The 26,351-nt window shown below is 61.7% G+C and carries 30 protein-coding genes and 2 pseudogenes; 2 read left to right on the forward strand and 30 right to left on the reverse strand.

The genetic code is table 11. The features are described from left to right. The 5 genes from EOV40_RS11210 to EOV40_RS11230 all read right to left on the reverse strand — a co-directional run bounded on the left by EOV40_RS11210 (position 1) and on the right by EOV40_RS11230 (position 4,239). Positions 1-279, reverse strand: a complete 279-nt coding sequence (locus EOV40_RS11210; RefSeq protein ID WP_087607241.1) for a VirB3 family type IV secretion system protein — start codon at positions 277-279, stop codon at positions 1-3. Continuing rightward, positions 279-647 (reverse strand): TrbC/VirB2 family protein, encoded by a 369-nt coding sequence (locus tag EOV40_RS11215; protein WP_034933525.1) that lies wholly within the window; start codon positions 645-647, stop codon positions 279-281. The genes EOV40_RS11210 and EOV40_RS11215 overlap by 1 nt, the downstream gene beginning before the upstream one ends. Next, entirely contained in the window at positions 644-1,648 is a 1,005-nt protein-coding gene (gene trbB, locus EOV40_RS11220) for a P-type conjugative transfer ATPase TrbB (protein ID WP_087607240.1), read from the reverse strand. The genes EOV40_RS11215 and trbB overlap by 4 nt, the downstream gene beginning before the upstream one ends. Positions 1,649-1,793: 145 nt before the next feature. After that, complete coding sequence (locus EOV40_RS11225; protein WP_010517994.1) at positions 1,794-2,240, reverse strand: hypothetical protein; 447 nt, start codon at positions 2,238-2,240, stop codon at positions 1,794-1,796. Positions 2,241-2,247: 7 nt separating this feature from the next. Beyond that, positions 2,248-4,239 (reverse strand): conjugal transfer protein TraG, encoded by a 1,992-nt coding sequence (locus EOV40_RS11230; protein WP_010517992.1) that lies wholly within the window; start codon positions 4,237-4,239, stop codon positions 2,248-2,250. A 288-nt stretch (positions 4,240-4,527) separates the two neighbouring features. Here EOV40_RS11230 and EOV40_RS11235 point away from each other — a divergent pair, with 288 nt between their 5' ends. Then, positions 4,528-4,782, forward strand: a complete 255-nt coding sequence (locus EOV40_RS11235; RefSeq protein ID WP_010517990.1) for a type II toxin-antitoxin system Phd/YefM family antitoxin — start codon at positions 4,528-4,530, stop codon at positions 4,780-4,782. Then, on the forward strand, positions 4,782-5,210 hold the full coding sequence (locus EOV40_RS11240) for a type II toxin-antitoxin system VapC family toxin (protein WP_087607239.1): 429 nt from the start codon (positions 4,782-4,784) through the stop codon (positions 5,208-5,210). Before EOV40_RS11235 ends, EOV40_RS11240 begins: the two co-directional genes overlap by 1 nt. A gap of 13 nt (positions 5,211-5,223) precedes the next feature. On the opposite strand, the pseudogene EOV40_RS11245 reads toward EOV40_RS11240, so the two are convergent. From EOV40_RS11245 to EOV40_RS11380, 25 genes and pseudogenes are all read right to left on the reverse strand, one after another. Beyond that, positions 5,224-6,060, reverse strand: a pseudogene (locus EOV40_RS11245) (DUF3363 domain-containing protein); the annotation flags it as partial. 339 nt (positions 6,061-6,399) lie between these two features. Then, positions 6,400-7,431, reverse strand: coding sequence for an IS110 family RNA-guided transposase (locus tag EOV40_RS11250; RefSeq protein WP_128106011.1), 1,032 nt, complete (start codon positions 7,429-7,431; stop codon positions 6,400-6,402). Positions 7,432-7,507: 76 nt separating this feature from the next. Continuing rightward, positions 7,508-8,413, reverse strand: a pseudogene (locus EOV40_RS11260) (relaxase/mobilization nuclease domain-containing protein); the annotation flags it as partial. Positions 8,414-8,695: 282 nt separating this feature from the next. Beyond that, positions 8,696-9,412: a lytic transglycosylase domain-containing protein gene (locus EOV40_RS11265; protein ID WP_087607237.1), complete on the reverse strand. Its 717-nt coding sequence runs from the start codon at positions 9,410-9,412 to the stop codon at positions 8,696-8,698. A 4-nt stretch (positions 9,413-9,416) separates the two neighbouring features. Further along, complete coding sequence (locus tag EOV40_RS11270) at positions 9,417-9,755, reverse strand: DUF736 domain-containing protein (RefSeq protein ID WP_087607236.1); 339 nt, start codon at positions 9,753-9,755, stop codon at positions 9,417-9,419. Between the two features lies 1 nt (position 9,756). Next, positions 9,757-10,314: a S26 family signal peptidase gene (locus EOV40_RS11275; RefSeq protein ID WP_087607235.1), complete on the reverse strand. Its 558-nt coding sequence runs from the start codon at positions 10,312-10,314 to the stop codon at positions 9,757-9,759. After that, on the reverse strand, positions 10,311-10,811 hold the full coding sequence (locus tag EOV40_RS11280; RefSeq protein WP_087607234.1) for a DUF2840 domain-containing protein: 501 nt from the start codon (positions 10,809-10,811) through the stop codon (positions 10,311-10,313). Before EOV40_RS11280 ends, EOV40_RS11275 begins: the two co-directional genes overlap by 4 nt. Further along, the gene (locus tag EOV40_RS11285; protein WP_087607233.1) at positions 10,808-11,050 is read right to left on the reverse strand and encodes a hypothetical protein; all 243 of its coding nucleotides are present in this window, start codon (positions 11,048-11,050) and stop codon (positions 10,808-10,810) included. The genes EOV40_RS11280 and EOV40_RS11285 overlap by 4 nt, the downstream gene beginning before the upstream one ends. Continuing rightward, positions 11,047-11,685, reverse strand: a complete 639-nt coding sequence (gene parA / locus EOV40_RS11290; protein WP_087607232.1) for a ParA family partition ATPase — start codon at positions 11,683-11,685, stop codon at positions 11,047-11,049. Before parA ends, EOV40_RS11285 begins: the two co-directional genes overlap by 4 nt. Further along, positions 11,682-12,773, reverse strand: coding sequence for a replication initiator protein A (locus tag EOV40_RS11295; RefSeq protein ID WP_208620530.1), 1,092 nt, complete (start codon positions 12,771-12,773; stop codon positions 11,682-11,684). The genes parA and EOV40_RS11295 overlap by 4 nt, the downstream gene beginning before the upstream one ends. After that, positions 12,770-13,021: a helix-turn-helix transcriptional regulator gene (locus EOV40_RS11300; RefSeq protein ID WP_087607231.1), complete on the reverse strand. Its 252-nt coding sequence runs from the start codon at positions 13,019-13,021 to the stop codon at positions 12,770-12,772. The genes EOV40_RS11295 and EOV40_RS11300 overlap by 4 nt, the downstream gene beginning before the upstream one ends. Positions 13,022-13,244: 223 nt before the next feature. Then, positions 13,245-13,793, reverse strand: a complete 549-nt coding sequence (locus EOV40_RS11305) for a DUF2285 domain-containing protein (protein ID WP_244184318.1) — start codon at positions 13,791-13,793, stop codon at positions 13,245-13,247. A gap of 19 nt (positions 13,794-13,812) precedes the next feature. Next, complete coding sequence (locus EOV40_RS15325) at positions 13,813-14,031, reverse strand: transcriptional regulator domain-containing protein (RefSeq protein ID WP_087607230.1); 219 nt, start codon at positions 14,029-14,031, stop codon at positions 13,813-13,815. Positions 14,032-14,171: 140 nt separating this feature from the next. Beyond that, positions 14,172-14,435 carry a DNA -binding domain-containing protein gene (locus EOV40_RS11315; protein WP_087607229.1) on the reverse strand — a complete coding sequence of 88 codons (264 nt, stop codon included), beginning with the start codon at positions 14,433-14,435 and terminating at the stop codon, positions 14,172-14,174. 130 nt (positions 14,436-14,565) lie between these two features. After that, positions 14,566-14,766: an XRE family transcriptional regulator gene (locus EOV40_RS11320; protein WP_456303536.1), complete on the reverse strand. Its 201-nt coding sequence runs from the start codon at positions 14,764-14,766 to the stop codon at positions 14,566-14,568. A gap of 264 nt (positions 14,767-15,030) precedes the next feature. Then, positions 15,031-15,183, reverse strand: coding sequence for a hypothetical protein (locus tag EOV40_RS15015; protein WP_162900377.1), 153 nt, complete (start codon positions 15,181-15,183; stop codon positions 15,031-15,033). A gap of 336 nt (positions 15,184-15,519) precedes the next feature. Continuing rightward, positions 15,520-15,846: a DUF736 domain-containing protein gene (locus EOV40_RS11330; protein ID WP_087607227.1), complete on the reverse strand. Its 327-nt coding sequence runs from the start codon at positions 15,844-15,846 to the stop codon at positions 15,520-15,522. A gap of 599 nt (positions 15,847-16,445) precedes the next feature. Further along, positions 16,446-16,886 carry a hypothetical protein gene (locus tag EOV40_RS11340; protein WP_087607226.1) on the reverse strand — a complete coding sequence of 147 codons (441 nt, stop codon included), beginning with the start codon at positions 16,884-16,886 and terminating at the stop codon, positions 16,446-16,448. A 193-nt stretch (positions 16,887-17,079) separates the two neighbouring features. Next, positions 17,080-18,009, reverse strand: a complete 930-nt coding sequence (locus tag EOV40_RS11345; protein ID WP_087607225.1) for a DUF2493 domain-containing protein — start codon at positions 18,007-18,009, stop codon at positions 17,080-17,082. A gap of 361 nt (positions 18,010-18,370) precedes the next feature. Next, complete coding sequence (locus tag EOV40_RS11350) at positions 18,371-19,417, reverse strand: DUF7146 domain-containing protein (RefSeq protein WP_087607224.1); 1,047 nt, start codon at positions 19,415-19,417, stop codon at positions 18,371-18,373. Beyond that, on the reverse strand, positions 19,417-19,848 hold the full coding sequence (locus EOV40_RS11355) for a hypothetical protein (RefSeq protein WP_087607223.1): 432 nt from the start codon (positions 19,846-19,848) through the stop codon (positions 19,417-19,419). The genes EOV40_RS11350 and EOV40_RS11355 overlap by 1 nt, the downstream gene beginning before the upstream one ends. A gap of 83 nt (positions 19,849-19,931) precedes the next feature. Further along, positions 19,932-21,134, reverse strand: coding sequence for a DUF932 domain-containing protein (locus EOV40_RS11360; RefSeq protein WP_087607222.1), 1,203 nt, complete (start codon positions 21,132-21,134; stop codon positions 19,932-19,934). A gap of 138 nt (positions 21,135-21,272) precedes the next feature. After that, positions 21,273-23,342 (reverse strand): ParB/RepB/Spo0J family partition protein, encoded by a 2,070-nt coding sequence (locus EOV40_RS11365; protein ID WP_087608783.1) that lies wholly within the window; start codon positions 23,340-23,342, stop codon positions 21,273-21,275. Positions 23,343-23,597: 255 nt separating this feature from the next. Then, a complete protein-coding gene (locus EOV40_RS11370) occupies positions 23,598-24,590 on the reverse strand; it encodes a CBASS cGAMP-activated phospholipase (RefSeq protein WP_087607221.1) in 993 nt (330 codons plus the stop codon). A gap of 486 nt (positions 24,591-25,076) precedes the next feature. Further along, positions 25,077-26,276, reverse strand: a complete 1,200-nt coding sequence (locus tag EOV40_RS11380; RefSeq protein WP_087607219.1) for a nucleotidyltransferase domain-containing protein — start codon at positions 26,274-26,276, stop codon at positions 25,077-25,079. Positions 26,277-26,351: the final 75 nt, after the last annotated feature.

Genomic DNA, 26,351 nt, shown 5'->3' on the forward strand with positions numbered 1-26,351 from the left:
CTACGCACGAAGCCAGGCGGGATAACGGAGATGCCGTCGTCCCACCTTGATGAAGACCGGATCGCGTTTCGCACCCCAGACCGCGAGCCCATGGCCGACGATCCAGAATGCGGCCCCGATCAGCCACAGCCGCAGACCAAGGGCGATCGCTGCCGCCAGCGTGCCGTTGGCGATGGCAACGGCGCGGGGCGCACCACCGAGCAGGATGGGATCGGTCAGCGAGCGATGCACCGGGACATGGAAGCCCGGCACGGCATCATCGTCATATCCCACGGCCATCAGATCAGCGCCCCACCGGAGAACGAAAAGAACGACAGGAAGAAGCTGGACGCGGCAAAAGCAATGGATAGACCAAAGACAATCTGGATCAGGCGGCGGAACCCGCCGGATGTTTCCCCGAAGGCCAGCGTCAGGCCGGTCACGGTAATGATGATCACCGAGATGATTTTGGCGACCGGTCCCTGCACGGATTCCAGAATCTCGTTGAGCGGGGTTTCCCACGGCATGCTGGATCCTGACGCCCATGCCGACGACGCGAAAGCAAACGACAGCAACAGGGACGTTCCGAATACACGGAGATCCCGCACATGCCAGTCAGGACGTGCGACAGCGCACACGACGGCGCGCAGACGTGAAGGCGGCCTCATGATGACTCTCCATTGGCAGAGCAGGATGTTTCGAGAGACGAGAAGCTGACCGGACGGATGCGATAGGCACCCGTCACGGGATCTAGGCCATCGATTTCTGCCAGTTCGGACAGGTGGCGGGCCGTGCCGCGTCCGGACAGGACCGCGATGACGTCGATGGTTTCCGCGATCATGGCGCGTGGCACTGTGACCACCGCCTCCTGGATCAGTTGTTCCAGCCGATACAGGGCCGCGAGCACTGATCCGGCATGTAGTGTACCGATACCGCCGGGATGGCCGGTGCCCCATGCTTTCAGCAGGTCCAGCGCCTCGGGGCCGCGCACCTCACCAATCGGGATACGGTCGGGCCGCAGGCGCAGGGCGGACCGCACCAGTTCGGACAGGGTTACGACACCATCCCTTGTACGCATGGCGATCAGATTGGGGGCTGTGCATTGCAGTTCCCGCGTATCTTCGATCAGCACGACGCGATCACCGGTTTTCGCGACCTCGGCCAGCAGCGCATTGACCAGCGTGGTCTTGCCGGTCGATGTCCCGCCGGCGACCAGGATGTTTTTCCGTTCCGCGACCGCGCGGCGCAGAAATACCGCCTGCCCCACCGTCATGATTCCGGCGGCGACATAATCGTCGAGGGTGAACACGGCCACGGCGGGCTTGCGGATGGCGAAACTCGGGGCGGTCACGACGGGCGGGAGCAATCCCTCGAACCGCTCACCGGTTGGCAGTTCCGCCGATACGCGCGGTGCTGCCTCATGCACCTCCGCCCCGACATGGTGCGCGACCAGGCGTACGATGCGCTCGGCATCGGCCGGCGTAACCCTGTCGCCGGTATCGCCCAGCCCCTCGGACAGGCGGTCGATCCACAGCCTGCCATCGGGATTGAGCATCACCTCGACAATGGCAGGATCAGCGAGGTGCCGGGCAATCGCCGGTCCCATCGCCGTGCGCAGCATGGACATGCCGCGTACCGTGGCCCTTTCATGGATGCTGGAAACTGACATGATTTTCCCCGCTATGAGCCGAACACGATGCGCGGACAGCAACGGGGCAATTAAGAAAGGCAGGAAACCACGCGGTTCAACAGGAATTCATGCGTCGTAGGGCGGTGGGGAAACGTAGGGCAAAAATACTTGCAGGGTGCGGAAATTACGAATCCGGTTCATCCTGTAAGGCAGGATCGGAAACATCGTCTGGAATTTCCTGCTGGAGTCTCGGTCCCTGGGCCAGCCTGCGACCGAGGGCCGAGACAAAATTATCGTAACGCGCCCCGGCCTGCGCCCGTGCTGCCCTGGCAGCCGGTTCAGGCAAGGGCGGGGTCGTGGTGAGCCAGAAGCGGATGAACAGCGCCAGGGTCTCCACCGTGATGCCGATATCGCGCTCCAGCCGCGCAAGACGCCGGTCCTGCCGGTCGAGGCGCTTCGATGTTGCAGCCTCGCGGCGCTCCTCCCCGTCGGGCGACAGAAAGGAAGCGACGGCAGCCTCCACGATCAGGGACATCGGCTGCGCACGTCGCGCGGCATAGGCGGAGAGGGTCTTCATCACATCAGGGTCGAGATAGACGGAGATCTGGGCTTTCTTTTTTGCCATCACCATACTTTCCTCACAGTTCCAGCTCGTCGCCACAGTCGAGCGATGCCTGCCGGGCCACACCGCGCATGAGATCGTTCATCCGGTTGTTACGGGGCGCGATGTCGTCGAATTCGTCAGTCGGGTCGGGTGCGAATTCATTTTCCATCGGCTCCTTCTTCTCGACCGTTCCCTCACCCAGTTCTGGCTGACGGCGGCGGGCAGACTGTTTCGGGTCTTCATCCCCCTCGTCCTCCGTCGGCTCCGCCCCGGCATCCGGCGCCGGTGGGCGTGGCGGCAACGGTCGCGTGCTCCAGTCGTCGGGACGGCCATCTTTCGGGCGCGGAAGATCAGGCGGAGGAAGAACGCGCTCGCGGAAGCGGTCATCCTCGAAATAGCGGGCCTTCTTCGCGCGGATCGGATAGAGACCGGAGACCATGACGATCTCGTCCGCTGGCGGGAGCTGCATGACTTCTCCCGCCGTCAGCAGCGGGCGTGCCGTCTCCGAGCGCGAAACCATCAGATGGCCCAGCCAGGGCGAAAGCCGGTGCCCCGCGTAGTTCTTCATCGCCTTCATCTCGGTGGCAGTCCCAAGCGCGTCAGACACACGTTTCGCCGTCCGCTCATCGTTGGTGGCGAAGCTCACCCGGACATGGCAGTTGTCGAGGATCGAATTGTTCGGCCCATAAGCCCGTTCGATCTGGTTGAGGGACTGGGCGATCAGGAAGCTTTTGATCCGGTAGCCCGCCATGAAAGCCAGCGCCGATTCAAAGAAATCCAGACGCCCGAGGGCCGGAAATTCGTCGAGCATCAGTAGCAGGCGCCGTCGCTGTGCCGCAGCCTCCAAGTCTTCCGTCAGCCTACGGCCAATCTGGTTCAGCACCAGCCTGATCAATGGCTTGGTGCGGCTGATATCCGAGGGGGGCACGGTCAGGTAAAGCGTCACTGGGCGGTCCCCTCCAACGATGTCGGCAATGCGCCATTCGCAGCGCCGGGTGACTTCCGCCACCACCGGATCACGGTACAGGCCAAGGAAGGACATGGCAGTGGAGAGCACGCCCGAGCGTTCATTGGGCGATTTGTTCAGCAGCTCGCGCGCGGCCGATGCAACAACAGGATGTGGCCACTTCTCACCCAGATGGTTTGTCCGCATCATGACCGACAGCGTGGTGGCGATCGGGCGCTTCGGGTCCGACAGGAAATTGGCGACACCGGCGAGGGTTTTGTCTGGCTCGGCATAGAGGACATGCAGGATGGCGCCGACAAGCAGGGAGTGTGAGGTTTTCTCCCAGTGATTGCGCTTCTCCAGACTGCCTTCCGGGTCCACGAGGATATCGGCGACATTCTGGGCATCGCGGACTTCCCACTCTCCACGCCGGATTTCCAGTAACGGGTTATAGGCGGACGAGATCGCATTGGTCGGGTCAAACAGCACGACGCGACCGAAACGGGCGCGAAATCCCGCCGTCAACTCCCAGTTCTCGCCCTTAATGTCGTGGACAATAGCTGAGCCAGGCCAGGTCAGAAGCGTCGGGATGACCATACCGACACCCTTGCCACTGCGCGTTGGTGCAAAGGTCAGGACGTGCTCCGGTCCGTCATGGCGCAGATAGGCCTTGCCATACCGGCCAAGCACCACCCCATCCGGGTCAAGCAGCCCGGCTTTCGCGATCTCGTCCGGGTCCGCCCAGCGTGCCGACCCGTAGGTTTCGATTTTCCTGGCTTCACGGGCGCGATGGACCGACAGCGTCACGGCGGCGGCGAAAGCCAGCACCCCACCCGATCCGGCCATCCACGCCCCGCGCGCAAAGACGTTCGGGGCATAGGCGTCGAATTCGAACCACCACCAGAAAAACAGCGGCGGCGCGTAGACCGACCAGTGATGGAACAGCACGAACCAGGGCCGACCGAGTTCAGGCTGGAAGCCCAGTTCCCAGGCCGTCCATTGGGTCGCGGCCCACCAGGACAGGACGACAATGGACAGGACCACCGCGACCTGTCCCCATTGAATTTTGGTTCCCGGCATTTTCGATTCCTCCTTGCGCAGGAACAGGTCGGGCGGCCATTTTCCGTTCCGCAAGGGCTTTTCCCGCGTCGTCGCATCCCGGCGCATGGCAGGGAAAAAATACTTGTCCGGTGCGGCCCAGACCGTCATCACATTGAGCGAAGGTCGCGGGAGTCGAATGATAACCGGGTCTTGTGGCTGGACGGGTGCTGCGGCCAACGATGATGCGAACCCCGACCAGACATGGATTTTCTGGCACTCCCTCTCATTATGTAGTAATGTTCCTACATTGCAGTCTGGAGGCCGGACATGAGCATCACCACACTTTCAAGCCGCGAGTTCAACCAGGACACCAGCCGGGCCAAGAAGGCGGCGGCCGAGGGACCGGTGTTCATCACCGACAGGGGACGCACGGCCCATGTCCTGCTCAGTATTGAGGAATACCGCCGTCTGACACACCATCCGCGCAAGATCGCGGACGCTCTGGCGATGCCGGAAGCTGCGGACATCGCATTCGATCCGCCTCGCGCCAATATCACACTCCGCCCGGCCGATTTTTCCTGATGTTCCTGCTGGACACGAACGTCGTTTCAGAACTGAGAAAAATCCGTGCCGGGAAAGCCGACCCGAATGTCGCGGCATGGGCGGATAGCGTGGAGGCAGAAGATCTGTATCTCTCCGCCATCACCGTCATGGAACTGGAAAACGGCATCCTGCGCGTGGAGCGCCGCGACGGAGCCACTGGCACGATCCTGCGGACCTGGCTGGAACAGCATGTCCTTCCTGCGTTCGAAGGGCGTATTTTTCCCGTCGATACATCCGTAGCCCTGCGCTGCACCCGGCTCCATGTCCCCGATCCCCGTTCGGAACGTGATGCCCTCATCGCCGCGACCGCGCTGGTTCATGGCAAGACGGTCGTGACCCGCAACGTCGCGGATTTCCTGCCATGCGGTGTCCCCCTGCTCAACCCGTGGGAACCCCAGCCGGACTGACAGGAGCGCTGGTTCACAAACCCAGCCCCCTGTTCCGGGTGAAGCTCCAGTCAATCCCGCCATTGTCGCGCGCGACACCGGAGACGTGCCTGCCCTGCTGCTTCTCCAGCGATGGCGTCCAGGGCACAAGCTGGAACTGAAGCCCGTCATCAATCATCGCATAGCGACCCGAGGCCAGCACCATGCGCTGACGATAGGTGCCGGTGACATACTCCCCCGAACCCGACTGGCTGAATGTCCGTCCCGTCTCGACGGCCAGCCGCTCTCCAACTTCCCGGACCTCCCGGTCCCTGAGCGTCCCGATCAAGTTGCGCGCCAGAACCACCCGCTGCGTGTGACGTTCGGCAAGACCCTGCTCAATCAGTTGCTCCGCCCGGCGCTCCATCGCCTCACGGACCTCGGCGCCAAAGCCCGCCTGCCCCAATGCAACAGGGTCGCGCGCCACTGCCTGCCGGTCGAGCCAGGTGGCCCCTCGCGCCATCACCTGATCCTCGATCGACAGATCAGACCGCACAGCCAGCGCCACACGCCGTTGCCCCTTCCGGTCATCGAAGGCGCGCAGTTCCACCACCGAACCCATTACACTGTCCCCGGTCGCATCGAGATCGGGAAAGCGGATATGATGCGTACGCCCGTCCACGCCGTCGATGACCGCATAGGCCGTGCCTTTCAGTTCATCGTCCAGACCACGATCAACCAGCCTGCCGATGACGGGAACATCCAGGCTTTCGCCCGCCAGCACATAACTCGACGTGCTCCGCTCGATCCCGCGCTCGGCCAGGGAACGGTGAATGCGCTTGATGATGTCGCCGCGTTCGCCCAGTTCACGCAGCGTCGCCTCGGCCGTCTTATGTGGACGGCCGTTTAAAGGCAATGCTTCACATTGTCTTTCCCATGCAATTTCCAAAACGTATTATTCTACTGGCGGATGATGCATACCGATTTAACGTGAAGACCCGGTCAGATGCGCTCTTATGTCCGGCCTGTTTATGCGACTTTATGCGCTGGCCATCATGGGTGTGCGCTCACGTGTCAGGCACCAATCTCGTATCGCGTGCTCAGGGGCACAGACGGTCGAACGGTATGGCCTGAACTGTTGCTGAATGACAGTCTTCCCATCACGTCGGTTCATACATCCTGCCGGATTTACCGGAGCAAGCTCCGGTGTCCATCGTTCTGCTGGTACAAGTCAGCCTGCTGAAACACTGACACCAGCCGGACGATAGATCTCTTTACGTGACAACAACGCCCAGATGATACGAGCCATTTTATTGGCAAGTGCAACTGTTGCCAGACGCCTTGGACGACGCGCCATGAGTTCGCATAGCCACTGACCCGCAGCGCTCTCCCACTTCTGGGCACGATGAAGCATGGCCGTGGCGCCAAGAACCAGCAATGTTCTTATCTGCCGGTTGCCCGCTTTGGTAATCCTTCCCAGACGGGTTTTACCACCTGTAGAATGCTGACGAGGCACAAGCCCAAGCCATGCGGCAAAATGGCGCGCAGAGGCGAAGGAGCCAATATCCGCGACCGAGGCGACAATCATGGAAGCCGTTATGGGACCTACCCCGGGAATGGTCATCAGCCGACGCGCATCATCATCGTTTTTTGCACGCGCCCGGATCTGCCCTTCCAAAGCATCAATGCTCTGAGCGACTTTTTCGTAATGCTCAAATAACAACATGGCACTCTGCTTCATGGCAGCAGGCAGGTCTGCTGATGCCTCTATTTTTGCCATCAGCACTGGCAGCCGGCGTGTGCCCAGAGGGGCAATCAGCCCGAACTCGGAAGCAAGAGCCCGTAACGCATTACTCAACATGGTCTGCTGTTTGACCAGAAGAGCACGGGTGGAATGCAGCGACAACACACCTTGCTGCTCTTCGCTCTTGATCGGAACAAACATCGTATCAGGATGAGTTGCCGCCATGCAGATTGCAGCCGCATCAACAGCGTCATTTTTCTTGCCTTTTTTGACAAATGGTTTGACCCGATCAGGAGGAACCAGTTTGACATCATGACCAATCCTGCTGATCACCCGTGCCCAGTAATGCGCTGACCCGCAGGCTTCCAGCACAACTTCACAGGGGGCAAGCTTTGCAAAAAATGCCGAAACTTCACTGCGACCAAGCTTGCATTTGAAAATGCTCTTTCCATTCGCATCAGTTCCATGAGCCTGAAAAACAGATTTGGCAATATCAAGGCCGACTATGCTAGCTTTCATCCGGGCGGTCTCCTTCTGATGGTCAGTGAACCTCCATTATGGCACATCGATGCCGCAGGGAGGCCGTCCACCCCATCTCATCCAGCAACCATTGCCCCTCTCCAACCTGATGGGCGAGACCAAGCCCTTCCAGCCGACGCAGGCGTCCGACCTTCAATGCCCCGAACGGATCGGGCTGCTCACCAGGCGAAGGCGCCGTGTCGATGACGCCATCGCGCCCCGCATCGCGCTGAAGCTGCCGGTCAAGCTGGGTCCAGTATTCGGCATCGACCTGACGTTCGAGGGCGCGGTGAATTTCGATGTCATTGCGCTGCCCGAGTTCCTGCGTCACCAGATCCTGGGCACGGGCGCGCAACCCGTCTTTGATATAATCCCGCGAGATGACAAGGTCGCTGCCATCCTCGGCTACACCGCGCACGAGGATATGGACGTGGGGGTGCTGCGTGTTCCAGTGATCCACCCCCACCCAGTCCAGTTTCGTGCCGAAGTCTTTTTCCATCTGCCCGACCAGTTCGCGGGCATAGCCCTTGATGTCGGCCATGTCGGGCGCGTCCTCGGGCGAGACGATGAAACGGAAATGGTGACGGTCGTCCTCGCAGCGTTCGGCGAACGCCTTCGGGTCGGCATCGTCGATGCCGGGACCAAAGAGCCGTGCCTTCTCACCGTCCTTCGTGACCCCTTCCCGGCGCAGGTAACGCAGATGGGCGGCGAGCGGCGCCTTGCGCCCGCTATGGCGTACGACACGGGCCTTGACGGTCACGCGGCGGGCTCGGCTGGTCAGCAGGCGATTGGCCCTGGCTGCCGCGATGCGGCCACGCCCGAAGGACGAACGGGAACCACTGCCGTTGCGGCCCGAGCGGAACCCGCCGCCACCGGCACGCTGGGCCGAAGCAAGGGCCTGGGCGACGAAGGGCTTGAGCCGCTGGGCGCGCGGCGAGCGGATGCGACCCAGACGGGGCCGGAAGTCATTCTCGCGGGCCATTGGACCCTCCAATGTGCGAAAAAGGCTGGTGCAACAAAGGAAAACAGGGTCGGCAAACATTGCCAAAGAAGAGGAAACATTGCTGAAAGAACGAAAAAACGCAGGAAAACCGACACCCCAACCGAGGCGCAATGTGCGCCCTTTTATCTCGCCTCTCATTCCCCCTGCCCCAGAGCGCCTGTTCACCCCTGCCTGCACCTACCCCGCGATGATGTCTGCTGCCCCGAGCGTCACCCACGAACCGTGGAAAATCGGCAGAAGAGAGAGCGGAAAAGTGCGCATTCATGGCATTGCTCCCGATGCGGAAGAGACAACGAACAACCCATCCGAAAGCGGCCTGACAGGCGCGAGACCATGCGCGATGATGTCACTTCGAACACCATGCGACGGCAGCTTCATTGCAACCGGAACGCCTTTCCTCGCGTCGTCCGACTGCACGACGAAAATCGGTGCACGGGTCCAGAACAGCGGATCAGGATGCGAAACCGGCAGCAACGATTCACCACCGCCCTGACCGATCAGGGACAGCAATCCGGCGACATAGGCGCGCGTTTCGGGTGGCAGCGGACGTTGCCGATCACGGTAGTCCTCATAGCGCCCCGGCCCGGCGTTATAGGCTGCCAGGAAACCCGGCGAGCCGTAACGATCGTGCATCTCGCGCAGGAACGCAGCGCCCGCGAGGATGTTGTCATGCACATCGAACGGATCGCTTCCCAGCCCGTAACGGGTACGAAGGTCGCTCCAGGTCGCGGGCATGATCTGCATGAGGCCGAGCGCGCCTTTCGATGAAATCGCGCCAATATCACCACCGCTCTCAGCGCTCATGACGGCCCGTATCCATGTGGCGGGAATGTTGAAGCGCTGCACGGCTTCAGCGATCACCGCACCATAAGGATCGGTGTCAGCGGGCGCTGGAACCGATGCCGCCCATGACAGGTCAGGTGCGCCCGATACGCCGATTGCAATAACACCGACAGCGAGGAAGAAGATGCGTCGCATCGTCTCATTCCCCGCGTTCGACACGCCGTGACGGACGCGTCCAGTTCAGCACCCAGACCGCACGCTCCCCACCGGCACGGAAGAGATTGGCACGGATCGGCTGCGCGAAGGCGGGATCATCGAGTGCCACGGCGATGTAATCACCTGCCCTTTCGCCAGTGCGTTTCCAGCCCGCACCAACCTCCGGGCCATCAGCGTCGGTGAGATGGACGCGGTAATCCGGCGCATGTTCGGCATCGGAAAACTCAGCCGGAACGAGGATGATGTCCTGTGTCACGGTAAGGGTGCGAATACGCCCGACAAAACCGGCTTTGGTGCGGGTAAAAAGACCGATCTGTGCCATTTCATTGCCCTTTCAGTGACGGATTGAAGGTCACGGTGACAGGCTGCCTGTTCCCGGATGGAAGCCAGACCGGGGTGGCGCGACCGATGACGGTGGACAGGGGCAACGGGCCGAAATACCGACCGTCGAGACTGCGTGGCTCGGCCGGGTTCATGACGAAGACTTCCCCGAAAGCGAGATGTCGGCACCCCTGCCAGACGGGCAATGGACGGCCCCGGTGATCGAGGGATTGCGCGTCGCCAGTGAATTTTCCGTCGATGGTTACGCGCTGCCCGATACGGCACACGGACTGCCCAGCGATAGCCGCTACAGGCTTGAGCAGGGGCACACCGGGAGGGAGGTAGCCGCGTTTTGCCAGCAGCATCGCCTCGCGCGCTGGCAGACGGACGGCGACCAGATCACCGACATGCGGTGTGGGGTTCCTATGCAATCGGTACAACCCGACGGGCACGCTCGCCGTCTCGTTCCAGATCAGCCGTGGCGCAGGATGAACGACCATCGACGCACCCACACCGAGTACGGCAAAATAGGTCGCAAAGAACCAGCCACGCCGGGTCATGACATCACCTGCCGCCGCTTGAGCCATGCTGAATGCTGCTCGCGCGTATAGGCACGCGGCTCATGTCCGACAGTGATGCGATGGTGCAGATGCCGCCAGTATTCGGGTGCCGCGTCCGCCGGATCGAGACCCAGCGCCTCAACGGCGTTGATCGCCTGAAGCACACGTTCAACCCTCGGCCAGCTATCGACACGCAGCAGGATTTCGCCGCCAGGACGCACAAACGGGAGGGTCTGGAACGGGCTTCCTACCGCCACCGCCCGCACGATGTCGATGCGCGAGACCGTGATGCCCAGATCGTCCGACGCCCAGCGGACGAAGGCAAAGATGCTGCCCGGCGCGAAACTGGAAATGCTACGGCGATCGTCAAGGATCTGTTCGTCAGCGCGTTGACCGAAGCGCAACCAGTGCTCGACACGTTTTTCGATCCAGGTCAGTTCGACATGGGTCAGCGACGCCGCGCGCAGATGCGTCGGCGAAGGAAGTCGTCCATTCATGGCACGTCTCCGGAATTGTCAGGGAATTCGCGGGCCAGCAGCGCGCGCAGCGTATCGGCGACGGTCATGCCGCGCTGGAACGCCGCGACCTTGATGCGGGCGCGCAAGGCCGGTGTGACGTCGATCGTCAGCCGGGCGGTAAAACTGTTGGCGAGCGCAGTCCTGTCCGCTGCCTTTACCCAACGCTCGGGGTCGGCAGGACGCGATGCGAAGCCGTTTCGGGATGGTGTCCCGGTCATGACGCCAGCCCCCCGATCTCGGCCGCCAGCGCGGCGATTTCACGGGCTGCGATACCCTGCGGTCGCAGGTCACAGACCAGGCGGCCGGAACGTGCGGCATCGGCGAAAGCGACCCGTTGGCCGATCCGCGCCATGAGCGCCGCCGGGTCATGCCCGGCCAGCGCCAGCCGGGTCTCGCGGGCAATGACCGTGCGCGTGGCGCAGCGGTTGAGCACGAAGCGGGCCAGCAGACCGGGACGGAAGAGCCGCGCTTCGGCCAGCAGCCGCAGCATCTCGCCCGAGGCCCAGCCATCGAACGGCGAAGGCTGGGCGGGAATCAGCACCAGGTCGGCGGCCAGCAGGGCGGAGCGCAACAAGGACGCCACACGCGGAGGACCGTCGATGACGACGTGATCCACCCCCTGAGCCAGTTCCGGAGCCTCGTGGTGCAGCGTGTCGCGCGCCAGTCCTACGACACCGAACAGTCTGGGCAGCCCTTCCCTCGCCCGCTGTGCTGACCAGTCCAGCGCCGAGCCTTGCGGGTCGGCGTCGATGACCGTCACGCGCCGGCCTTCCCGAGCCCATTGGCCGGCAAGATGCAGCGCCAGCGTCGTCTTGCCGACACCACCCTTCTGGTTGAGGAGCGCCACGATCATGGCCCGCCTCCACGCCCCTGCCGGCGGGAGACGGATGGGTCACGGCCGTTATCCGCAAGGCGGCCCGTCCCAACAACATAAGAGTTAGATTCTAAGTTAGATAAGTTAAGGGCTGGAATCGCCGTTTCAGGCCAAAGACTTAGCTGGGGTTTGCACGCCTGAAGTCCCGATAGTGGCACGCCTGATGTCCCGATAGTCCCAACGCCCGAAGTCCCGATACCATCCACATGACTATCCACAGGATCTGTGGATAAGTCGGCAGGCAGGATGCGGAGCAACTCGCGCATACCATCGCGCTCGATGCCCAGCCGGTAACCAGGCAAGGACTGACGGGCGACAATGCGCCGGATGTCGCAGGCGAAGTCAGCCACCCTGGCGAGACTGCCGGATTTTCGGTGCAGATGGGCAATCTCGAAGGCCCAGCCCGCCTGCTGTCGCCCGGCATGCTTGCGGGCGACGCGATAGAGCCAGCGTTCGATGCCGCCGGTCAGGCGGAAATAGGCCGGATCGATGGCCAGCACGAGCGAACGGTCGATCACGCCGCGATAGAACCATTCGGGAATGACGATCTCGACACCGGCGGCGCGGCCCGTCTGGCTGGCACAGATCTCCCATTCGGTGATCCAGGAAAACTGCTGGCGGCGCCAGTTCTGGCCGTTGCGGATCGTGGTGGCGACCACGGTGGACTGGAGCCGGGCCAGGGCCGCCTTGAGCAGCCCGTAATCCCGCGCCCCCGTCTGACGCCCGATACCGCTCAGGAGCTGATAGGGCGTAAAACGCAGGAAGCGCGATGTCGTAAGACCAAGATTTTCCGCCTCGACGATCTGGCTGGCAGCCCAGATCAGCACATCGGCATCCCAGATCGTCGCCATGCCGTGTTCGGGCATGCCGAGGACTTCGACACGGACGTCGCCAGCTGCGTAGAGGATCGGCACCGTGCGTTTCGCCTTGGCGAGCGAGAAAAATGGTCGTTCCATTAGGTCACGCTGATCGCGCGGGCTGGCATCCCCGCCGGAGACCACAAACGGGTGAAGCCTGCTGCGCTCGCTGGCGGACCGGGAGTGCGACATGCCTGACGCGGTATTCATCGCGGAACCTGCCCGGCGGCACGCGCCGCGTCGTAATTCGGGTCAGAGGTGGACTTGCACGCACCGGCCGCAGCCCAGAGGTCGAGATCGTCGATCAGATAGACGACGCGACCGCCAAGCTTGCGGAACGTCGGTCCCGTTCCGTGGCAGCGATATTTTTCCAGCGTGCGCGGGGAAAGGCCGAGAATCCGGGCGGCTTCATGAGTGCGCAGATAGCGCGTCGGCGACGGTGCGGTTCGGTCAAGCATGGTACGCCTCCATCTGGTTTCGAAGCGCCGCAGGGATGGGGCGGCGGATCAGGATGACGGTGGCGCAGAAAACAGGCGTTGGGGGTGGACGAAGATTTTTCGGACTCAATGTCCACCCTCCACGGGTCGTGACGCGCCGGAGCGCGACCGGACGTAACCGGGCGGGGGACAGCGTTGGGAAAAGGGAGGCAAACAGCGCAGGAGAGCGAAAAAACGGCTGACGCTATCCGCCGCGCAAGAAATCGAGATAGCCGCCCCGGACCCGGGTTTCGGCATCAAGAAGCAGGCGTTCCGCATGGCGACGCGCCGCCGTGTTGCGCCATTCGACAGCCGGCAAACCCGCCTGCCATGAACGGTTCGCCGCGACGGCGATGTCGCGTGTGGTTCCACCAGCCTCGCGGATATCGAAAGCGAGCAGAAGCATGATCTGCCGCGCACGCTGGAGCGGCGTGAGCTGGAGGGCACGCGGAAGCAGGGCGACGCGCTGACCGCGCTGCCTGCGGAGAAAACGCAGCGCCACATCCAGACGCAGTTCGGCGACCGCATCCATCGGCAACAGCACGGCAGGGCGGCTTGCTGCCGATGGAGCCAGAAGGCGGACGAACAGATCGCCAGCGGTATCTCCGATCGCCAGCCACGTGTCGTCCATGTCGTCATGACGGGACAGGATCGTCCCCAGCACCGTCGGCTCAATGGGGGCAACGACCGCGAAATCCGACGGCGCTGGCGTGAGGATCAGCGTCGCCGGTGAAACCTCCGGCCGCCAGACCATACGACCACGCCGGGCAGGTTCATCGGGAGCATGGACAAAAGCACAGCCCCCAGCGATGGACAAACGCCGCGCACTCGGCAGCAGCATCGACACGCCGACGCGCGATCCGCCGTTGCAGGCGGGCGTAGTCGCGACGATACGCCGCGTTACGACGCAGGAACTCGACGGCAAAACCGGAACGGTCCAGAGTGCTGATATGATCGCGTATTTCCGGTGAACGCCAGAAGGGTGTCGGCATGACGGCCTCTCTCTGTCTGGCCCCTCATACGGCAAGGGGGCAGCCTCGATTAACCGGACCGGAACCGCGAGTGCATAGACCCTGAATTTTTATCGGGGAGAGTGTCGAGGAGGACGAAGACGCGGGCTGGCGAAGTCCAGCTATTGCAGACGTGGCGCCAGCAGATGCCCGTAGCCGACTTCGGTCATCCAGCGCGCCCGTGCCAGATGGCTCGCATGGACAGTTCTGGCACGTTCGGGTTCGCGCGCGGGATCGAGCCCAAACAGCACCTCGACCACTTCACGCCAGTCGGCACCTTCCTCCTCGGCGATCAGCAGGCGCAGGTAAAGTTCGAGATGCTGCTCGTCGTATGGGTTCACACGCGCCGTCAGAGGTGGACAATCCTGAAAAGGCAGGTCGGTCATGGCGGTCCCTCGTGATACCGCAATCAGATCGATGTGATAACAAATCCATGCAATGATGATCGTCCGATGGTTCCGCGCTGACATAAAAACAACGCAGCGCCCAACAGAATGACTACGAAAATCAGGTCGCTCAGGACGGGCTGCGTCCGCGACGCCCCGCATTCTGTCGCGCTTGGGGATCGGAAGTCTCGTGAAGAAACATCACACCACGCCCTTGTCCGGACTCGATGAACAGGATGCCCGCCGCCTCCAATGCGCGGCGGACCTGATCGATCGTGCCCTCCTGAACGCCAAGGCCGCGCTCGGATTCGAGGCGCTTGAGCGCGGTCAATGCTACGAGGGCCTTTTCAGCGAGCCGTTCCTGTGTCCAGTTCAGAAGTGCCCGTGCCGCCCTAACCTGTCGGCCAGTGATCATCCATGATCACATCCGACATGCCAGACATCCACACCAGAAATACGACTATAATAGTCGTATCGTGGAGATTCAATATCGTTCTTTCAGGGGGATGGTGAGGAAAAACCGGCGTCCTGCTTCCGATAGGACCGCCAGTGGGCCTGCCATCGGTACGGGCGACCAGACGAAAAGACCCCCGCTCTATGCGGGGGCCTCTCCGTCGCGGCATTTCGTTGCGAATTGCACACATGCCTGCTTCAGTTCACGCTCGATTTTGGCCCGCTCACGGTGGCTGAGGTGAAAGCTGGTCAGTTCGGCGCGCAGCATCTGGATATGGTCGTGTAATGTGGTCATCGTCCTGCTCCTTTCGTTTGTCGAAGACAGGCCGTCGCCTCATGCGCGCGTGAACCGGGTCAGGGATCGCCGCAGGCGACCGCGCCAGCGGCGCGCGGGGGAGCCGATTTTGTCTGGTGTGCCCGCAGGGTGCGCCGGGCAAAATTGGGGGGACCGCGCGTCCTTGAGGCGGTTCACGTCGGGCATGGTACAATGGGAAGGCTGAGGGAAGCCCTGTTCCCCTTCCCTGCCCGCACACGGGTGGATCGGGCGCGACGCGATGGGGACGCCCGCCGTTTCCCGACCGATCATACGAAGGCCCCGCCCGGACCGGCCGGGCGGGGAATCGTTGGCACCTCAGTCGCCGTTGCGGCGACCGTTGGGGCGAGACCAGATCAGGCTCCAGGTCTCGCCGTCCTCGTCATTGAAGAGGTTGGCGAAGATCGGGGCGTTGAAGCTCGGATCGTCGAGCTTGAGGCCCAGATAGCTGCGTCCCTCGTTGGACTGCTTGGACCAGGCGGCTCCAATCTCGGCCCGGTTGACGAACACCCGGTGGCTGGGGGCGTTGTCGCTCTGGCGTCCGGTCTCGGGAACGATGCGGACATTGCGGACCTGAACCGAGAGGGTGACGATCTCGCCGACATACTCGTTGCCGGACTTCTTGAAGGTGCCGATGGTGGCCATGATACTGCTCCGTGATCTCTGTTATCGAGCCCGCACCATTGCGGCCTCGATGGCGATCGACGAGCCGGGGGCGATCGGCGGCGCACCCTTCAGGGCCGCAGCGCAGCGGAGGACGGCGGGACGGAATTTTCTTGTCTCGCGAGGAATGACGGCGCAGCCGTCAGGGGAAGAAAATTACGGCCTGCCGTTGCGCCAGAGACGATCGAGGCGCAGCCGCCCCTCGGCTAGATCAGCCATTTTCAGAGGCCGTATGCGTGCGTGGCCCGACAGAGCGACCATCACGGAGGACATGAGGCCCCCTCGGCGTACAGGGTCCGGCAGGAAAGAGCATGAGCGTCGTCACGCGTTCGTTTCGGGCCATGACATGACCCGGTGGCTGGGGACGATGCCAGACAGGTGGCCGCGCTATCCGCTGTTTCTGCCAGCCAGTCGCAGGCGAGGGCCGTCCATGACCGAGAGGTTCCAAGAGGAAAGCGACCAGGGCCAGCAACGCGTTGAGACGAGCCAACGCCGCGTCAGCCGCCCTCCCCCGATGACAGGACTGGCAGCCATACGAAGCATCTGGTCTGGTCCCCTGCCTGCAGTCTGCCGGGACGGGGTCAGACGCGCGCGATGTTCCCGCCGGACGGTCCGGGTGGGGCCACGGCTGTAAAACGGATGAAAGCGGTGATCCCCACCGCGCTCGCGCCGATGACGGAAAAAAAGAACTGCCATGCCGCAGACGGCATCATCATCTGGGCAATCCCATGTGTGGTGCTGTAGCCCATGATGATAGCGGGCACGGTATAGAGCAGGACAATCAGCAGCCTGAGCCACGCCCAAGGCACGCAGGCGAATGCGATCTGGCCGAGAATGAAGGTCGCGGCTCCCGCGACAAACCCGATGATGACCGCACCCAATAGGCCGGCACCGGTATCAAAGGCCCAGAGCGCAGCCATCAGACCGGTAGCACAGGGCAGTGCGAAAACTGCGACGGTGAAGAAGAACCAGCACAGGAAGCCAATGCCGGCAACGAGCAGGAAGGGAGCAAGGATGAACATGGTGGTGGTCTCCGTGCAATCGACGATGTCGGACGGGTGCGCCTGCCACCACCACCACGGCGCACTCGCATCATAGCGAAAATGATGTGTCGACGGAACGAGAATCGTACTGGCGTCCGGCGATACCGAACTGGCCTTCTATGCCCGCGCCGCGCGGATCGCCGTCACGGATAATCCGGAGTGAAGACGGCGCTCACGCGCCGCCTCCGAACCGCAGGATAGGGATGCCGAGCTTTTTCGCCTTGTCGGCCAGATTTTCCTGAATGCCGGTTCCGGGAAAGACCATGACGCCGATCGGCATGGTGTCGAGCAGCGCATCGTTACGACGGAAGGGGGCTGCCTTGGCATGCTTCGTCCAATCCGGCTTGAAGGCGATCTGTACAATCTCGCGGTGATCGGCCCAACGTGAGGCAATGAATTCGGCACCTTTGGGCGAGCCGCCGTGCAGCAGAACCATGTCCGGATGCTTGGCACGTACCTTGTCCAGCCGATCCCAGATCAGGATATGGTCGTCGAAATCGAGACCGCCGGTCACGACCACCTTAGGACCGGGCGGAACCAGCAATTCGCCCTCGGCCTTACGGCGGGCATTGAGGAAGTCGCGGCTGTCGATCATGGAGGCTGTCATGGTGCGGCGTGACACCAGCGAGCCGGTCTTCGGTCGCCACGCGCTCAGGGTCAGGCGTTCGAACTGCTCCTGCGCCTCGTCGCGGAAGATCTCATAGGCGTTGCGACGCTCGATCAGGGTCAGCCCTTCGGCAATCAACCGCTCCAGCTCCACCGAGCGGATCTCGCTGCCATCCTGTTCCTGCTGACTGCGCTTCTGCGCCTGCTCGTTGCGGTCAAGCTCACGCTCGACCTGGCCGGCCATGCGGTGGAAGATGTTCACGGCAGACCAGAGCAACGCTTCAAGATCGGGTTCCAGCCGTGTGTCGGTCAGCGTCGCGGCAATGGCGTCGAAGATGTCGGCCACAGCACCTCCGATGCGCGGAGCTTCGGGCAGCGGCCTCGGGTCCGGCTCGTCCTCGAAAGGACGGTAGCCATACATCTGGAGTTCGGCCAGCACGTGGGCGGTGGATGAAGCGGCGTGCGGCAGTTCGAAATCGTCGGTCGTGCGGGTCATGATGCGGTCCTCCCAGGTCTCCGGCCGCGCCCTTCGCGGCCTTTCCGGGGGCGGATAGCGGCAGACCAGGGACAGGCCGGAACCGCGCGCTCGCGCGCGGCCGCAGCACAGCGAAGGATGGCAGGGGGCCGGCTATTTTGCTTCGCGGTGCAAAGCGCGCCGAACCGGGGTCCCCACGCGGCCTGCCGCGTGGGGTGTGAGGGCGCGGCGGAAAATAGCCGGTCCCCGCCATTGAAGGCCTGGCCCGGCTGACGCCCGCTCCCCACCTGAAAGGCCGGGGCGTGGACCTGCCGGACGGAAGGACACGAACAGGCCCGCAGAGAACGAAGACTGGAACCGCCTGCCCCTCTTTCCGGCCCGCTCAGGTGCCGGCGGTCTCCAGAAAGCGTGCCACGTCCGATGGCGCGAGTTGCGGATGCAGGATCGCCCGCAGCGCACTGCGCCCAAAGGCCCTGAGGTCATCGTTGAAATCGCCCAGCCGTGCCGACAGGCCGATCACCTCGATCCCGGCGTCATCCGCACGGGCGTGCAGCGTCGCCAGCGCCTGGTCCCCGGCCGGATCGTCATCGCGCAGGACGTAGAGACGGCGCAGCAGTGGCGGAAAGATCAGGGCGGCGAGATGCGCCGAGGACAGGCAGGCGGCCAGCGGTAGATCGGGCAGAACCTGCCGCAGCGACAGCACCGTCTCGATGCCTTCCCCGGCGGCCAGCACGTCGGATGCCACCCCGAAGCGCACGGCATGGCCGAGCAGGCCCCCCAGGGCACGACGCGGGTGATCGACCGGTGCCTTGCCGCGCCCTTCCTCCGCCAGCCAGGTGCGATGCACACCGGTCAGAGTGCCGTCGAGGTCGGTGACGGCGGCGATCATCGCGGGCCAGGTCTCGGTCGGACTGTCTTCGTCCGGCCGGTAAAAGCAGCGCGGATGGAAGCGCAGGGCTTCGGTTCCGTGCAAAAGCGTAATGTCGCGTCTACGGAGATACGCTTCTACGGACGTGCCCGCGATCGGCCCGGACATGGCCCAGAGCCGTCGCGCCGCTTCGGAAGAGTTGGCAGGTCCACGTTCCTGAACCGGACGATCCCGCGACGACGGTACCGGATCGGGTCGAGGCAGGCTGAGGAAGGCGCGCGCCTCGTCGGCCACGTCACGGAAATCCCCCAGGCCGAGGCTTTCGCGGATCACGTCGAGCAGGTCGCCATGCTCGCCCGACTGTGCGTCCGTCCATTTTCCCGCCCTGCCATTGGCGGTGTCGTGCAGCCGGACAAACAGCGACCGCCCCGGCGTGTTGCGTACGTCACCGACCAGCCAGTAATTGCCGTGACGGCGACCGGCGGAAAGATACCGCCGGCACACCGCCTCCGCGTTCTCCGCCAGACGACGGGCCAGATCGCCTGCATCATGCGAGGCCATTACCCTTGCCCTCCTCCTGTTTCGGGATCGCCTCCGTCGAGGGCGATCGCCAGCCAGCGATCGGTGGTCGTCCATGAAATCGTCTTGCGCCTGCCAAGGTCAAGCAGATGCGCGCCACCGCTGAAGGCTCCGATCCTGGGACGTGAGGCCGTATTGGCCCACTGGAACCCCCATCGGCCCCGCAGCCGGAATGCCCGTGCGCAGCGCAGCACGAAGTCCACGACCTGCTGCGGATCGCCGGTCGTCTCATCGTGTATCCAGAGTTGCGTGCCGCCATATTCAGGCACGATCGACAGGACAAAACCGTCAGAGGGCGGGTCTTCCGCCGCCAGTTCGTCCATGAATTTATTATAGAGGTCGAGCGCCTTGGCAGCGTTTTCCACCGTGCCCACATCGAGCACGCAGGAAAAATGCGTGAAGAAATCGGCCATCGGAATAACTCCCGAAACGAAAAAGCCCGGCGCAGGGGCCGGGCTCGTAAAAACGGCTTTACAGAAAAACGGAAAATCGGCTTTCAGGACGCACGCTCCATCAGCCTGCGGGCCTTCTCCTCCAGATCCAGCCGCGTATCCTGATTGGCCTTCGTCCGCGCCAGTGCGGTAATGCCCTGCACGAAATCGAACACGCTCTCGGGCTTGCGTCCCTCCTCGTGCAGCACTGTTTCGATGATCCTGGTGGTTTCCGGTTTGGAGAACCCACGACGACGCAGGAAACTTTCGCGGTCCTCATCAGTTTTTGCCACCAGCGCCCGACGCGAAGCCTGAATGCCGGAGACGAACGAGGCCGGGCTGGTTGTGGCGAAATTCCGCAGGGCTGGTGTCGCCTGATGCACGAAACGGGACGCTGCAAACTTGCTATGCCGGATCGTGATCTGTTCGAAATTTTCCACGCCCCACAACATGCGATTCTGGCACACCCCGCGCAGATAGAATGACGCAATGCCGAGGCTCTTGCTGCCGACTTCCGAGTTCCAGGCGTAGAAGCCCCGGAAATAGAGATCGGGATCGCCGTTCGGCAGGCGGCCCGCCTCGATCGGGTGTGTATCGTCGACAAGAAACAGGAACACGTCCCTGTCTGACGCATACAGCGTCGTGGTTTCCCTGGTGATGTCCACGTACGGATTATGGGTCATGGTAGCCCAGTCGATCACACCGGGCACCTTCCAGTTGGTATCGCCCGTGCCGTCGCCGGCGATCTTGCGCACCGCGCCGACCAGTTCATGGTCCCAGATGCGGCCGTAATCCGGCCCCGTGACGGCGCGCAGTTCCACCCGACCGTCTTCGGTTTCCAGCGTCTTGACCAGTTCGGCCCGATGCGACAGCAGGCCGTGCTGCAGGTTGATCGCCGCCAGTGGGGCGGGAAGATTGCGCAGATAGGACGACGGCGCACCGACCAGACTGCACATCTGGCCAAAGGACCAGTGGGTCGGTGCGATTGGCTCATGCTGTCCCGGAACGGTCAAAGTCAGGCGCTCGGCATCGTCGCGGGATGCTTCCACGCGAATGGCGCGGCTTTCCACCGTGCGGGCGGTGGCGCGCTCGGCACGGGCAAGTGTGGCGGCATGCAGGTCAGACAGGGACAGGTAGCGCTCGTCATCGGGCCGCGAGAACCATTCGGACGATACGCGGGCGCTGCGCTCCCCACGCGAAGGATCGATCCGGAAGCCGCCAGACGCGGCGCCACGGGACGCAGGGGGCAGGATGGTGGTTGTGGTCATGGAAAACTCTCCTCTGATGCCGGTTATTCGGCACCCAAGGCGAAGCCGACCTCTCCCTCTTTCCGGGGCGCCGGACATGAAAAAAGCGGCTTCCGGGCACCGGAAGCCGCTGTCTCACCATTCCAAAAATCCATTACGCTATTCGGCGGCAATGGCTTCCATATCCCCGCCTGCCGTTACTGTTTCAACCTGTACCTGATCTGTCAGTCCCACGGTCCGCAATGCCTCGGGCAACCAGCCGGAACCCTCAAGCAGCCGCTCGGCCTCGCGCGCCATGTCGGGCTTCTTCAGGTGGGCGATGCGCTCTGCCGCCTCGTCACCGCGTGCTTCGCGCACAGCCTGCAGGATGCGCGCCTTGGTCACCCGGCCGAGATAGTTCTCGACCGTGGGCTGCCAGCCCGCCTCGACCAGATCGAGGCTGAGGGCCGATGCCAGACGGTCTGCACGCTTGAGACGCTCGGTGACGCTGCGCTGGGACACCGCGCCGTAGGCGGGCATGCGCTCGTAGAGCGCGTTGACCCCAAAGGACAGGCAATGGGCCAGCAGCGCCATGCGGCTGGCATCATCCAGCCCGTCGATCCAGCGCCACAGCGCATCCTCGTCATCCGGCAGATCATGCTTCCAGCCCTCGTTGCGCTGGCGCAGCGCATGGGCCAGCAGACTGCCCGGCATGTCAGGCGAATGGACCGGCAGAGAAATTTCCCGGACATAGGCTTCCAGGCAGTCCGCACCCGATGTCTGCCAGTAAACATCACGCACCAGCGTATGCAGCATTTCGGTCAGCGCGATGTGCGGGTTGCTGGCAAAAGCATCCCGCAGGGCCAGCGTGCGCCAGGCCGTCAGTTCGGTGAGAAGCCGGTCAGGCAGTGGTTTGATCCCGTCTTCTTCCTCGGGCTCGACGTCGGGAGCGATGTTGTCGCCCTCCCCCTCCTGGTAACCATGGCCTGTGCTATCGTGGTCCCGCCCATCATACCCAGCATGATCGTATCCATCGGCATCATCGGTCTCTTCGGGCTCGGCCGGCATGTCCTCGGGCAGGACGAAGCCCCGCTCGACCTGCAGCATGCCATCGCTGGCAAGGCTGACGAAGGCTCCGGCCCGCGCCATGTCGGCAGGATCGAACGCCAGAGGTCGTTCCTCCAGAGCAAGAATGGCCTGCTCGATCTCGCCCAGCCTTGCATCCACCTCATCGGGATATTCATCGGCCTGGGCGTATTCGGCCTCGATGGTTTCCTGCTCGACACGCAGGGCTTCGAGGCGGACCGTCTCTTCATCGGCCAGTGGCACTTCCGTGCCATCAATTTCCGCGAACTGCCGGGTATGCCCCCATGGAAACGACAGGGCCGCCTCGACCCATTTCCAGCCCTCGGCACGGATATCTTCTGCGGCTGCATGCAATTTTTCCATGACCAGCCGGTCCACAATACCCGGATCCTGCAGCCAGCCGCCGTCATCGGCCTCGAACAGGTCGCGCATGATATGACCGCCCGCTGCGATATAGGCCTCCAGCCCGACGAAGCGGGCACGGGCGTCCGAGGCCCGCACAGTCTTTTCTGTCAGCATGCGGCGGATGACATAGGGTTCACGGTTATGGCTCTGGGACACGATGTCCCAGACCTGCTCCTGGCGGGCATGGTCATCGCTGATGGAAAAGGCCATCAGCTGTTCCAGCTTCATGCCGTCCTGCTCGTAGATATCCAGTAGCTTGTCGGACACGGTCATCAGCCGCAGGCGCTGTTTGACCACGGCCGGTGCGACGAAGAACGCTGCGGCGATTTCCTCCTCGGACATGCCTTTCTCCAGCATGTCACGGAAGGCGCGAAACTGGTCCAGCGGATGCAGGGCCACGCGCTGAACGTTCTCGGCCAGGGAATCGTCCTCGGCGAGGATGGCCGACCCGGCCTCGCGCACGACGCACGGTACCGGGGCCATCTTCGCCAGTTTCTTCTGCTTCACCAGCAGTTCGAGGGCACGGAAGCGTCGTCCACCGGCAGGCACTTCATAGGTACCGGTCTCGGCCCCGGTGTCGTCGAGAACAGGGCGGACGTTCAGACTCTGCAGCAGCCCGCGGCGCTCGATGTCGCGGGCCAGTTCCTCGATCGACAGACCGGACTTCACACGCCGGACGTTGGACTGGGATAGCACCAGCCGGTTGAAGGGGATGTCACGGGAGGAACTCAGGGTGATTTTGGGAATAGCGGTCGCCATGGCGAAAAGCTCCATGACGGGCGGACAGGAGCCTCTCTCCCACCCTCTCAACCCGTCACGAAAATCCCCGCAGCCCTCTGCCTCTGAAGGCTATACCCGAACAAGCACGCTCTCCTCCTTTCCCGGCAGGAAAGAAGAATAAAGACGAGAACGCAGAAGGCTTCTCTCCTTGAAGATCTGCCTCGTTGCAACCATTACGCTCTATCTATGTAACCTGAGCCTAAAGAGATAATGATTTACTATCCTTACGCAGGTTTATAGCAGATGATATGGCACAAATTTATCGGCAGGTTTATCAAAAAAATTCCGTCGAAGTTCAGGAAGCTTCTCACGCGCCTCCACTACTGCGCGATTCTTCATTTCAGCAATACGACCAGCATTGTCTAATGTGTAACGACCTGATGGGGCTATCTGGTCTACACGCCAAATAGCTTGATGGCCGTGGCCATCTCCTGTAAGGATTTTTGCAGCGCCGAGCGCACTATGAGATTGACCTGCCATGAACAGCCGAGTGACATGAGCAGCCATCGGCAATTTTCCAGCCCATCGAGGCGGGGCATTAACTTCTGCGATAGTCCCGATACTAAGCACTTTCAGTCTCTTGGCGGGCCATCCCAGCGTTCCGACCGCCTCGACCACCGCTGCGCCAATCGGATTATTGGCCCAGACACCACCGTCAATAAGCTCGACTTGATCAGATGTATTATGTGCAGGCAGAAATGTCGGAGCCGCAGCAGTAGCCATCGCTGCATCTACGGCCAACTGCCTAAAATCAGTCTCCAGCCGCGGATGGTGGGCCGTCTTGTAGATGTAAACGCGTTCCAATATCGGGTGCCACGCAGGGATAAGCAATCGAGTTGCGCTTTCCCCAAGACGCCGTTCTCCGAGAATGCCGTCGAGAGCAGCGCGGAGTTCTGTCGCCTCATATTTGCTGCCAACCCAGTGCCGCGCGCTTCGCCAGCGCTGACGGAGCCAATTACCAATAGTGCCGTGCTGCTGATCGAAGATTGCCGGTCCACGCTCCTCATAAAGTTTCAGAATCTCGTTTGCAGAAAGTCCTAAGCCTAAACCAACAGCTATAATGCCGCCGGTCGACGTGCCTGCTATCAAATCGAAGTATTGACCGATCGGATGCTCGATGTATTCCTCAAGTCGGGCAAGGAAAGCTGCAGGAAATACTCCTCGGATTCCCCCTCCATCCAAACACAGAATACGATAAGACTTATCCTGATCATCTTGCATGTTCATGACGTTTTCTATTTGATATCAGAATATTACGCTTCGGTTTATGACTATCGGATCGGTCCCGCACTCTAGGATGTAGTCCGCCACCTGACCATTCATTGGACAGCAGCCATGCTTCGAAATAGAACAACCAGAGTGCCGTCCATGGTACGATCGTCTGGTCTAGCCGCATCCAATTTCCCCACTCGCCCGAGTTTGGAAGATAAAGACAAAGCCGCGTTGGCAATTGTTCATATACGTGCGGTAGTTTTCTTCCCTCAGCCAAAATCGTAAGATCAGGCTGGTCAATATAGACTGCCGGTGCCTTCCCTTGCCGATATTCTATCCGGGCATGATACAACCTGCTCAAGGGCGTAGGCGTAACCAGAAAGTTCCACGTAAGAATATTACCGCGCAGTTTCCCGTGACCTTCACAGATCGGGTTAGACCGTAGCGCGATATACTGCTGTGAAGGTGTCAGTGGCCGAGGAAGATCGAAGCGCATCGAGACTATGACGCCCCATAAAACGTATTACTGCGGACCGATGTCGCTCGAGCCACAGGCACTTTTGCAGTTGTCAAACCAATCGCTGGAGCAACGGCCAGCATACGGGCGGATCGCGCGGTCGACATGCTATCGAGCATCTCCTGGATAATTTCTCGCGCAGGAGCCTGTCCAAACGATGATGCAAGGGTTCTACCCAAACCATCGAGCCCCTCAGCAGCACTCAACCGTTCTAGATCCAGCATTATTGCAGCGTGCCACTCAAAAAAAGCTGCTGCCTTGGCGGGCTCCGCATTCCAACGTTCAGCGAAGTTCTCACCCTCCGTTGTTTCGTTCCAGATAGCCCAATAGACGCGTCCTTCTATCGTATTCGATAGGATAAAAGTGCGCATATGACGAATCACGGCATGCAAAACATCCAGCTCGCTGTCGAACACCATCGTCCGAACACAGTGTTCGTAACTCCATGCGGCAAGTGTAGTGATAATTACTGAAATCGGCGCGAGAGACATATTACGTTCGAGAAAATAACTATCGCGATGTCTCTTTGCAATTTGCACAATCCGACACAAAAGCCCTTTAAAGCGAGGACGCTCAGGGAACGGTTCAATGTCCGCGTCCGCGCGTGCTCGATCTTCCGCATAGCTCATGAGAAGACGCATCTGCGGAACCAGCTCGGCCCGACGCTTGAATGCGTCTCGGTATCCTTTGGGATTGCTAGGCTTCCACGTAGAAAGCGCTTTATCAGGTACCAACTCTCCGCCGTTGGCACAATTCGCGTTTGGAATGGACGGGGTTATATCCAGATGAAATTCATCTGCATAATTTAGTCGCCAGCAACGCGGCTTTTCCTGAAGAATATTATTATAACGCTGATTGGCCTTCAATCGATCACCTACTATCTGCTTGCACAGAGCGGGCGGCAACCACTGACCGAAAGCAGGAAGATGACAAACTAAGTCAACATCGTACTCATTTTGGCCAATCGGCTTTACCGTGGTTCCTAGCGCAATCGAGCCTTGCAAGTAAATACCGCTGGTGGCAAGCCGGTTATCTTCAGCATCGGCCAACCACCGGCCCACCGCTTCATAACTGGATTGGGCACGATTAGTTTGGGTTTCACTTGGCTCCAGTCGCTCACAAAGCCGCTCCAAGAGCCCAAAAATCTCTACCTTTCTGAGCGCAGGGCGCCGTTCCATATACATTGCAACCTCTGATCAAATGGGCCGAACCCATTCGCAAAAATGTCGAAACATTTAGTCAATTTGAAAAATAAGAAA

It is taken from the genome of Acetobacter oryzoeni (assembly GCF_004014775.2).
Classification (GTDB): Bacteria; Pseudomonadota; Alphaproteobacteria; order Acetobacterales; family Acetobacteraceae; genus Acetobacter; species Acetobacter oryzoeni.

What these genes read in the sequence shown, in the direction of transcription:
- EOV40_RS11240 (WP_087607239.1), top strand. Translation starts at nt 4,782, where the DNA reads ATGTTCCTGCTGGACACGAACGTCGTTTCAGAACTGAGAAAAATCCGT.
- EOV40_RS15325 (WP_087607230.1), bottom strand. Translation starts at nt 14,031, where the DNA reads ATGCCGACACCCTTCTGGCGTTCACCGGAAATACGCGATCATATCAGC.
- EOV40_RS11345 (WP_087607225.1), bottom strand. Translation starts at nt 18,009, where the DNA reads ATGACCCGCACGACCGACGATTTCGAACTGCCGCACGCCGCTTCATCC.
- EOV40_RS11250 (WP_128106011.1), bottom strand. Translation starts at nt 7,431, where the DNA reads ATGAAAGCTAGCATAGTCGGCCTTGATATTGCCAAATCTGTTTTTCAG.
- EOV40_RS11230 (WP_010517992.1), bottom strand. Translation starts at nt 4,239, where the DNA reads ATGCCGGGAACCAAAATTCAATGGGGACAGGTCGCGGTGGTCCTGTCC.
- EOV40_RS11285 (WP_087607233.1), bottom strand. Translation starts at nt 11,050, where the DNA reads ATGACCGGGACACCATCCCGAAACGGCTTCGCATCGCGTCCTGCCGAC.
- trbB (WP_087607240.1), bottom strand. Translation starts at nt 1,648, where the DNA reads ATGTCAGTTTCCAGCATCCATGAAAGGGCCACGGTACGCGGCATGTCC.
- EOV40_RS11380 (WP_087607219.1), bottom strand. Translation starts at nt 26,276, where the DNA reads ATGTATATGGAACGGCGCCCTGCGCTCAGAAAGGTAGAGATTTTTGGG.
- EOV40_RS11370 (WP_087607221.1), bottom strand. Translation starts at nt 24,590, where the DNA reads ATGAACATGCAAGATGATCAGGATAAGTCTTATCGTATTCTGTGTTTG.
- EOV40_RS11295 (WP_208620530.1), bottom strand. Translation starts at nt 12,773, where the DNA reads ATGAATACCGCGTCAGGCATGTCGCACTCCCGGTCCGCCAGCGAGCGC.
- EOV40_RS11330 (WP_087607227.1), bottom strand. Translation starts at nt 15,846, where the DNA reads ATGGCCACCATCGGCACCTTCAAGAAGTCCGGCAACGAGTATGTCGGC.
- EOV40_RS11270 (WP_087607236.1), bottom strand. Translation starts at nt 9,755, where the DNA reads ATGGCACAGATCGGTCTTTTTACCCGCACCAAAGCCGGTTTTGTCGGG.
- EOV40_RS11235 (WP_010517990.1), top strand. Translation starts at nt 4,528, where the DNA reads ATGAGCATCACCACACTTTCAAGCCGCGAGTTCAACCAGGACACCAGC.
- EOV40_RS11340 (WP_087607226.1), bottom strand. Translation starts at nt 16,886, where the DNA reads ATGTTCATCCTTGCTCCCTTCCTGCTCGTTGCCGGCATTGGCTTCCTG.
- EOV40_RS11275 (WP_087607235.1), bottom strand. Translation starts at nt 10,314, where the DNA reads ATGACCCGGCGTGGCTGGTTCTTTGCGACCTATTTTGCCGTACTCGGT.
- parA (WP_087607232.1), bottom strand. Translation starts at nt 11,685, where the DNA reads ATGATCGTGGCGCTCCTCAACCAGAAGGGTGGTGTCGGCAAGACGACG.
- EOV40_RS11210 (WP_087607241.1), bottom strand. Translation starts at nt 279, where the DNA reads ATGGCCGTGGGATATGACGATGATGCCGTGCCGGGCTTCCATGTCCCG.
- EOV40_RS11225 (WP_010517994.1), bottom strand. Translation starts at nt 2,240, where the DNA reads ATGGTGATGGCAAAAAAGAAAGCCCAGATCTCCGTCTATCTCGACCCT.
- EOV40_RS11265 (WP_087607237.1), bottom strand. Translation starts at nt 9,412, where the DNA reads ATGCGACGCATCTTCTTCCTCGCTGTCGGTGTTATTGCAATCGGCGTA.
- EOV40_RS11350 (WP_087607224.1), bottom strand. Translation starts at nt 19,417, where the DNA reads ATGGCCTCGCATGATGCAGGCGATCTGGCCCGTCGTCTGGCGGAGAAC.
- EOV40_RS11315 (WP_087607229.1), bottom strand. Translation starts at nt 14,435, where the DNA reads ATGACCGACCTGCCTTTTCAGGATTGTCCACCTCTGACGGCGCGTGTG.
- EOV40_RS11280 (WP_087607234.1), bottom strand. Translation starts at nt 10,811, where the DNA reads ATGAATGGACGACTTCCTTCGCCGACGCATCTGCGCGCGGCGTCGCTG.
- EOV40_RS11365 (WP_087608783.1), bottom strand. Translation starts at nt 23,342, where the DNA reads ATGGCGACCGCTATTCCCAAAATCACCCTGAGTTCCTCCCGTGACATC.
- EOV40_RS11300 (WP_087607231.1), bottom strand. Translation starts at nt 13,021, where the DNA reads ATGCTTGACCGAACCGCACCGTCGCCGACGCGCTATCTGCGCACTCAT.
- EOV40_RS11215 (WP_034933525.1), bottom strand. Translation starts at nt 647, where the DNA reads ATGAGGCCGCCTTCACGTCTGCGCGCCGTCGTGTGCGCTGTCGCACGT.
- EOV40_RS15015 (WP_162900377.1), bottom strand. Translation starts at nt 15,183, where the DNA reads ATGACCACATTACACGACCATATCCAGATGCTGCGCGCCGAACTGACC.
- EOV40_RS11355 (WP_087607223.1), bottom strand. Translation starts at nt 19,848, where the DNA reads ATGGCCGATTTCTTCACGCATTTTTCCTGCGTGCTCGATGTGGGCACG.
- EOV40_RS11360 (WP_087607222.1), bottom strand. Translation starts at nt 21,134, where the DNA reads ATGACCACAACCACCATCCTGCCCCCTGCGTCCCGTGGCGCCGCGTCT.
- EOV40_RS11305 (WP_244184318.1), bottom strand. Translation starts at nt 13,793, where the DNA reads ATGGTCTGGCGGCCGGAGGTTTCACCGGCGACGCTGATCCTCACGCCA.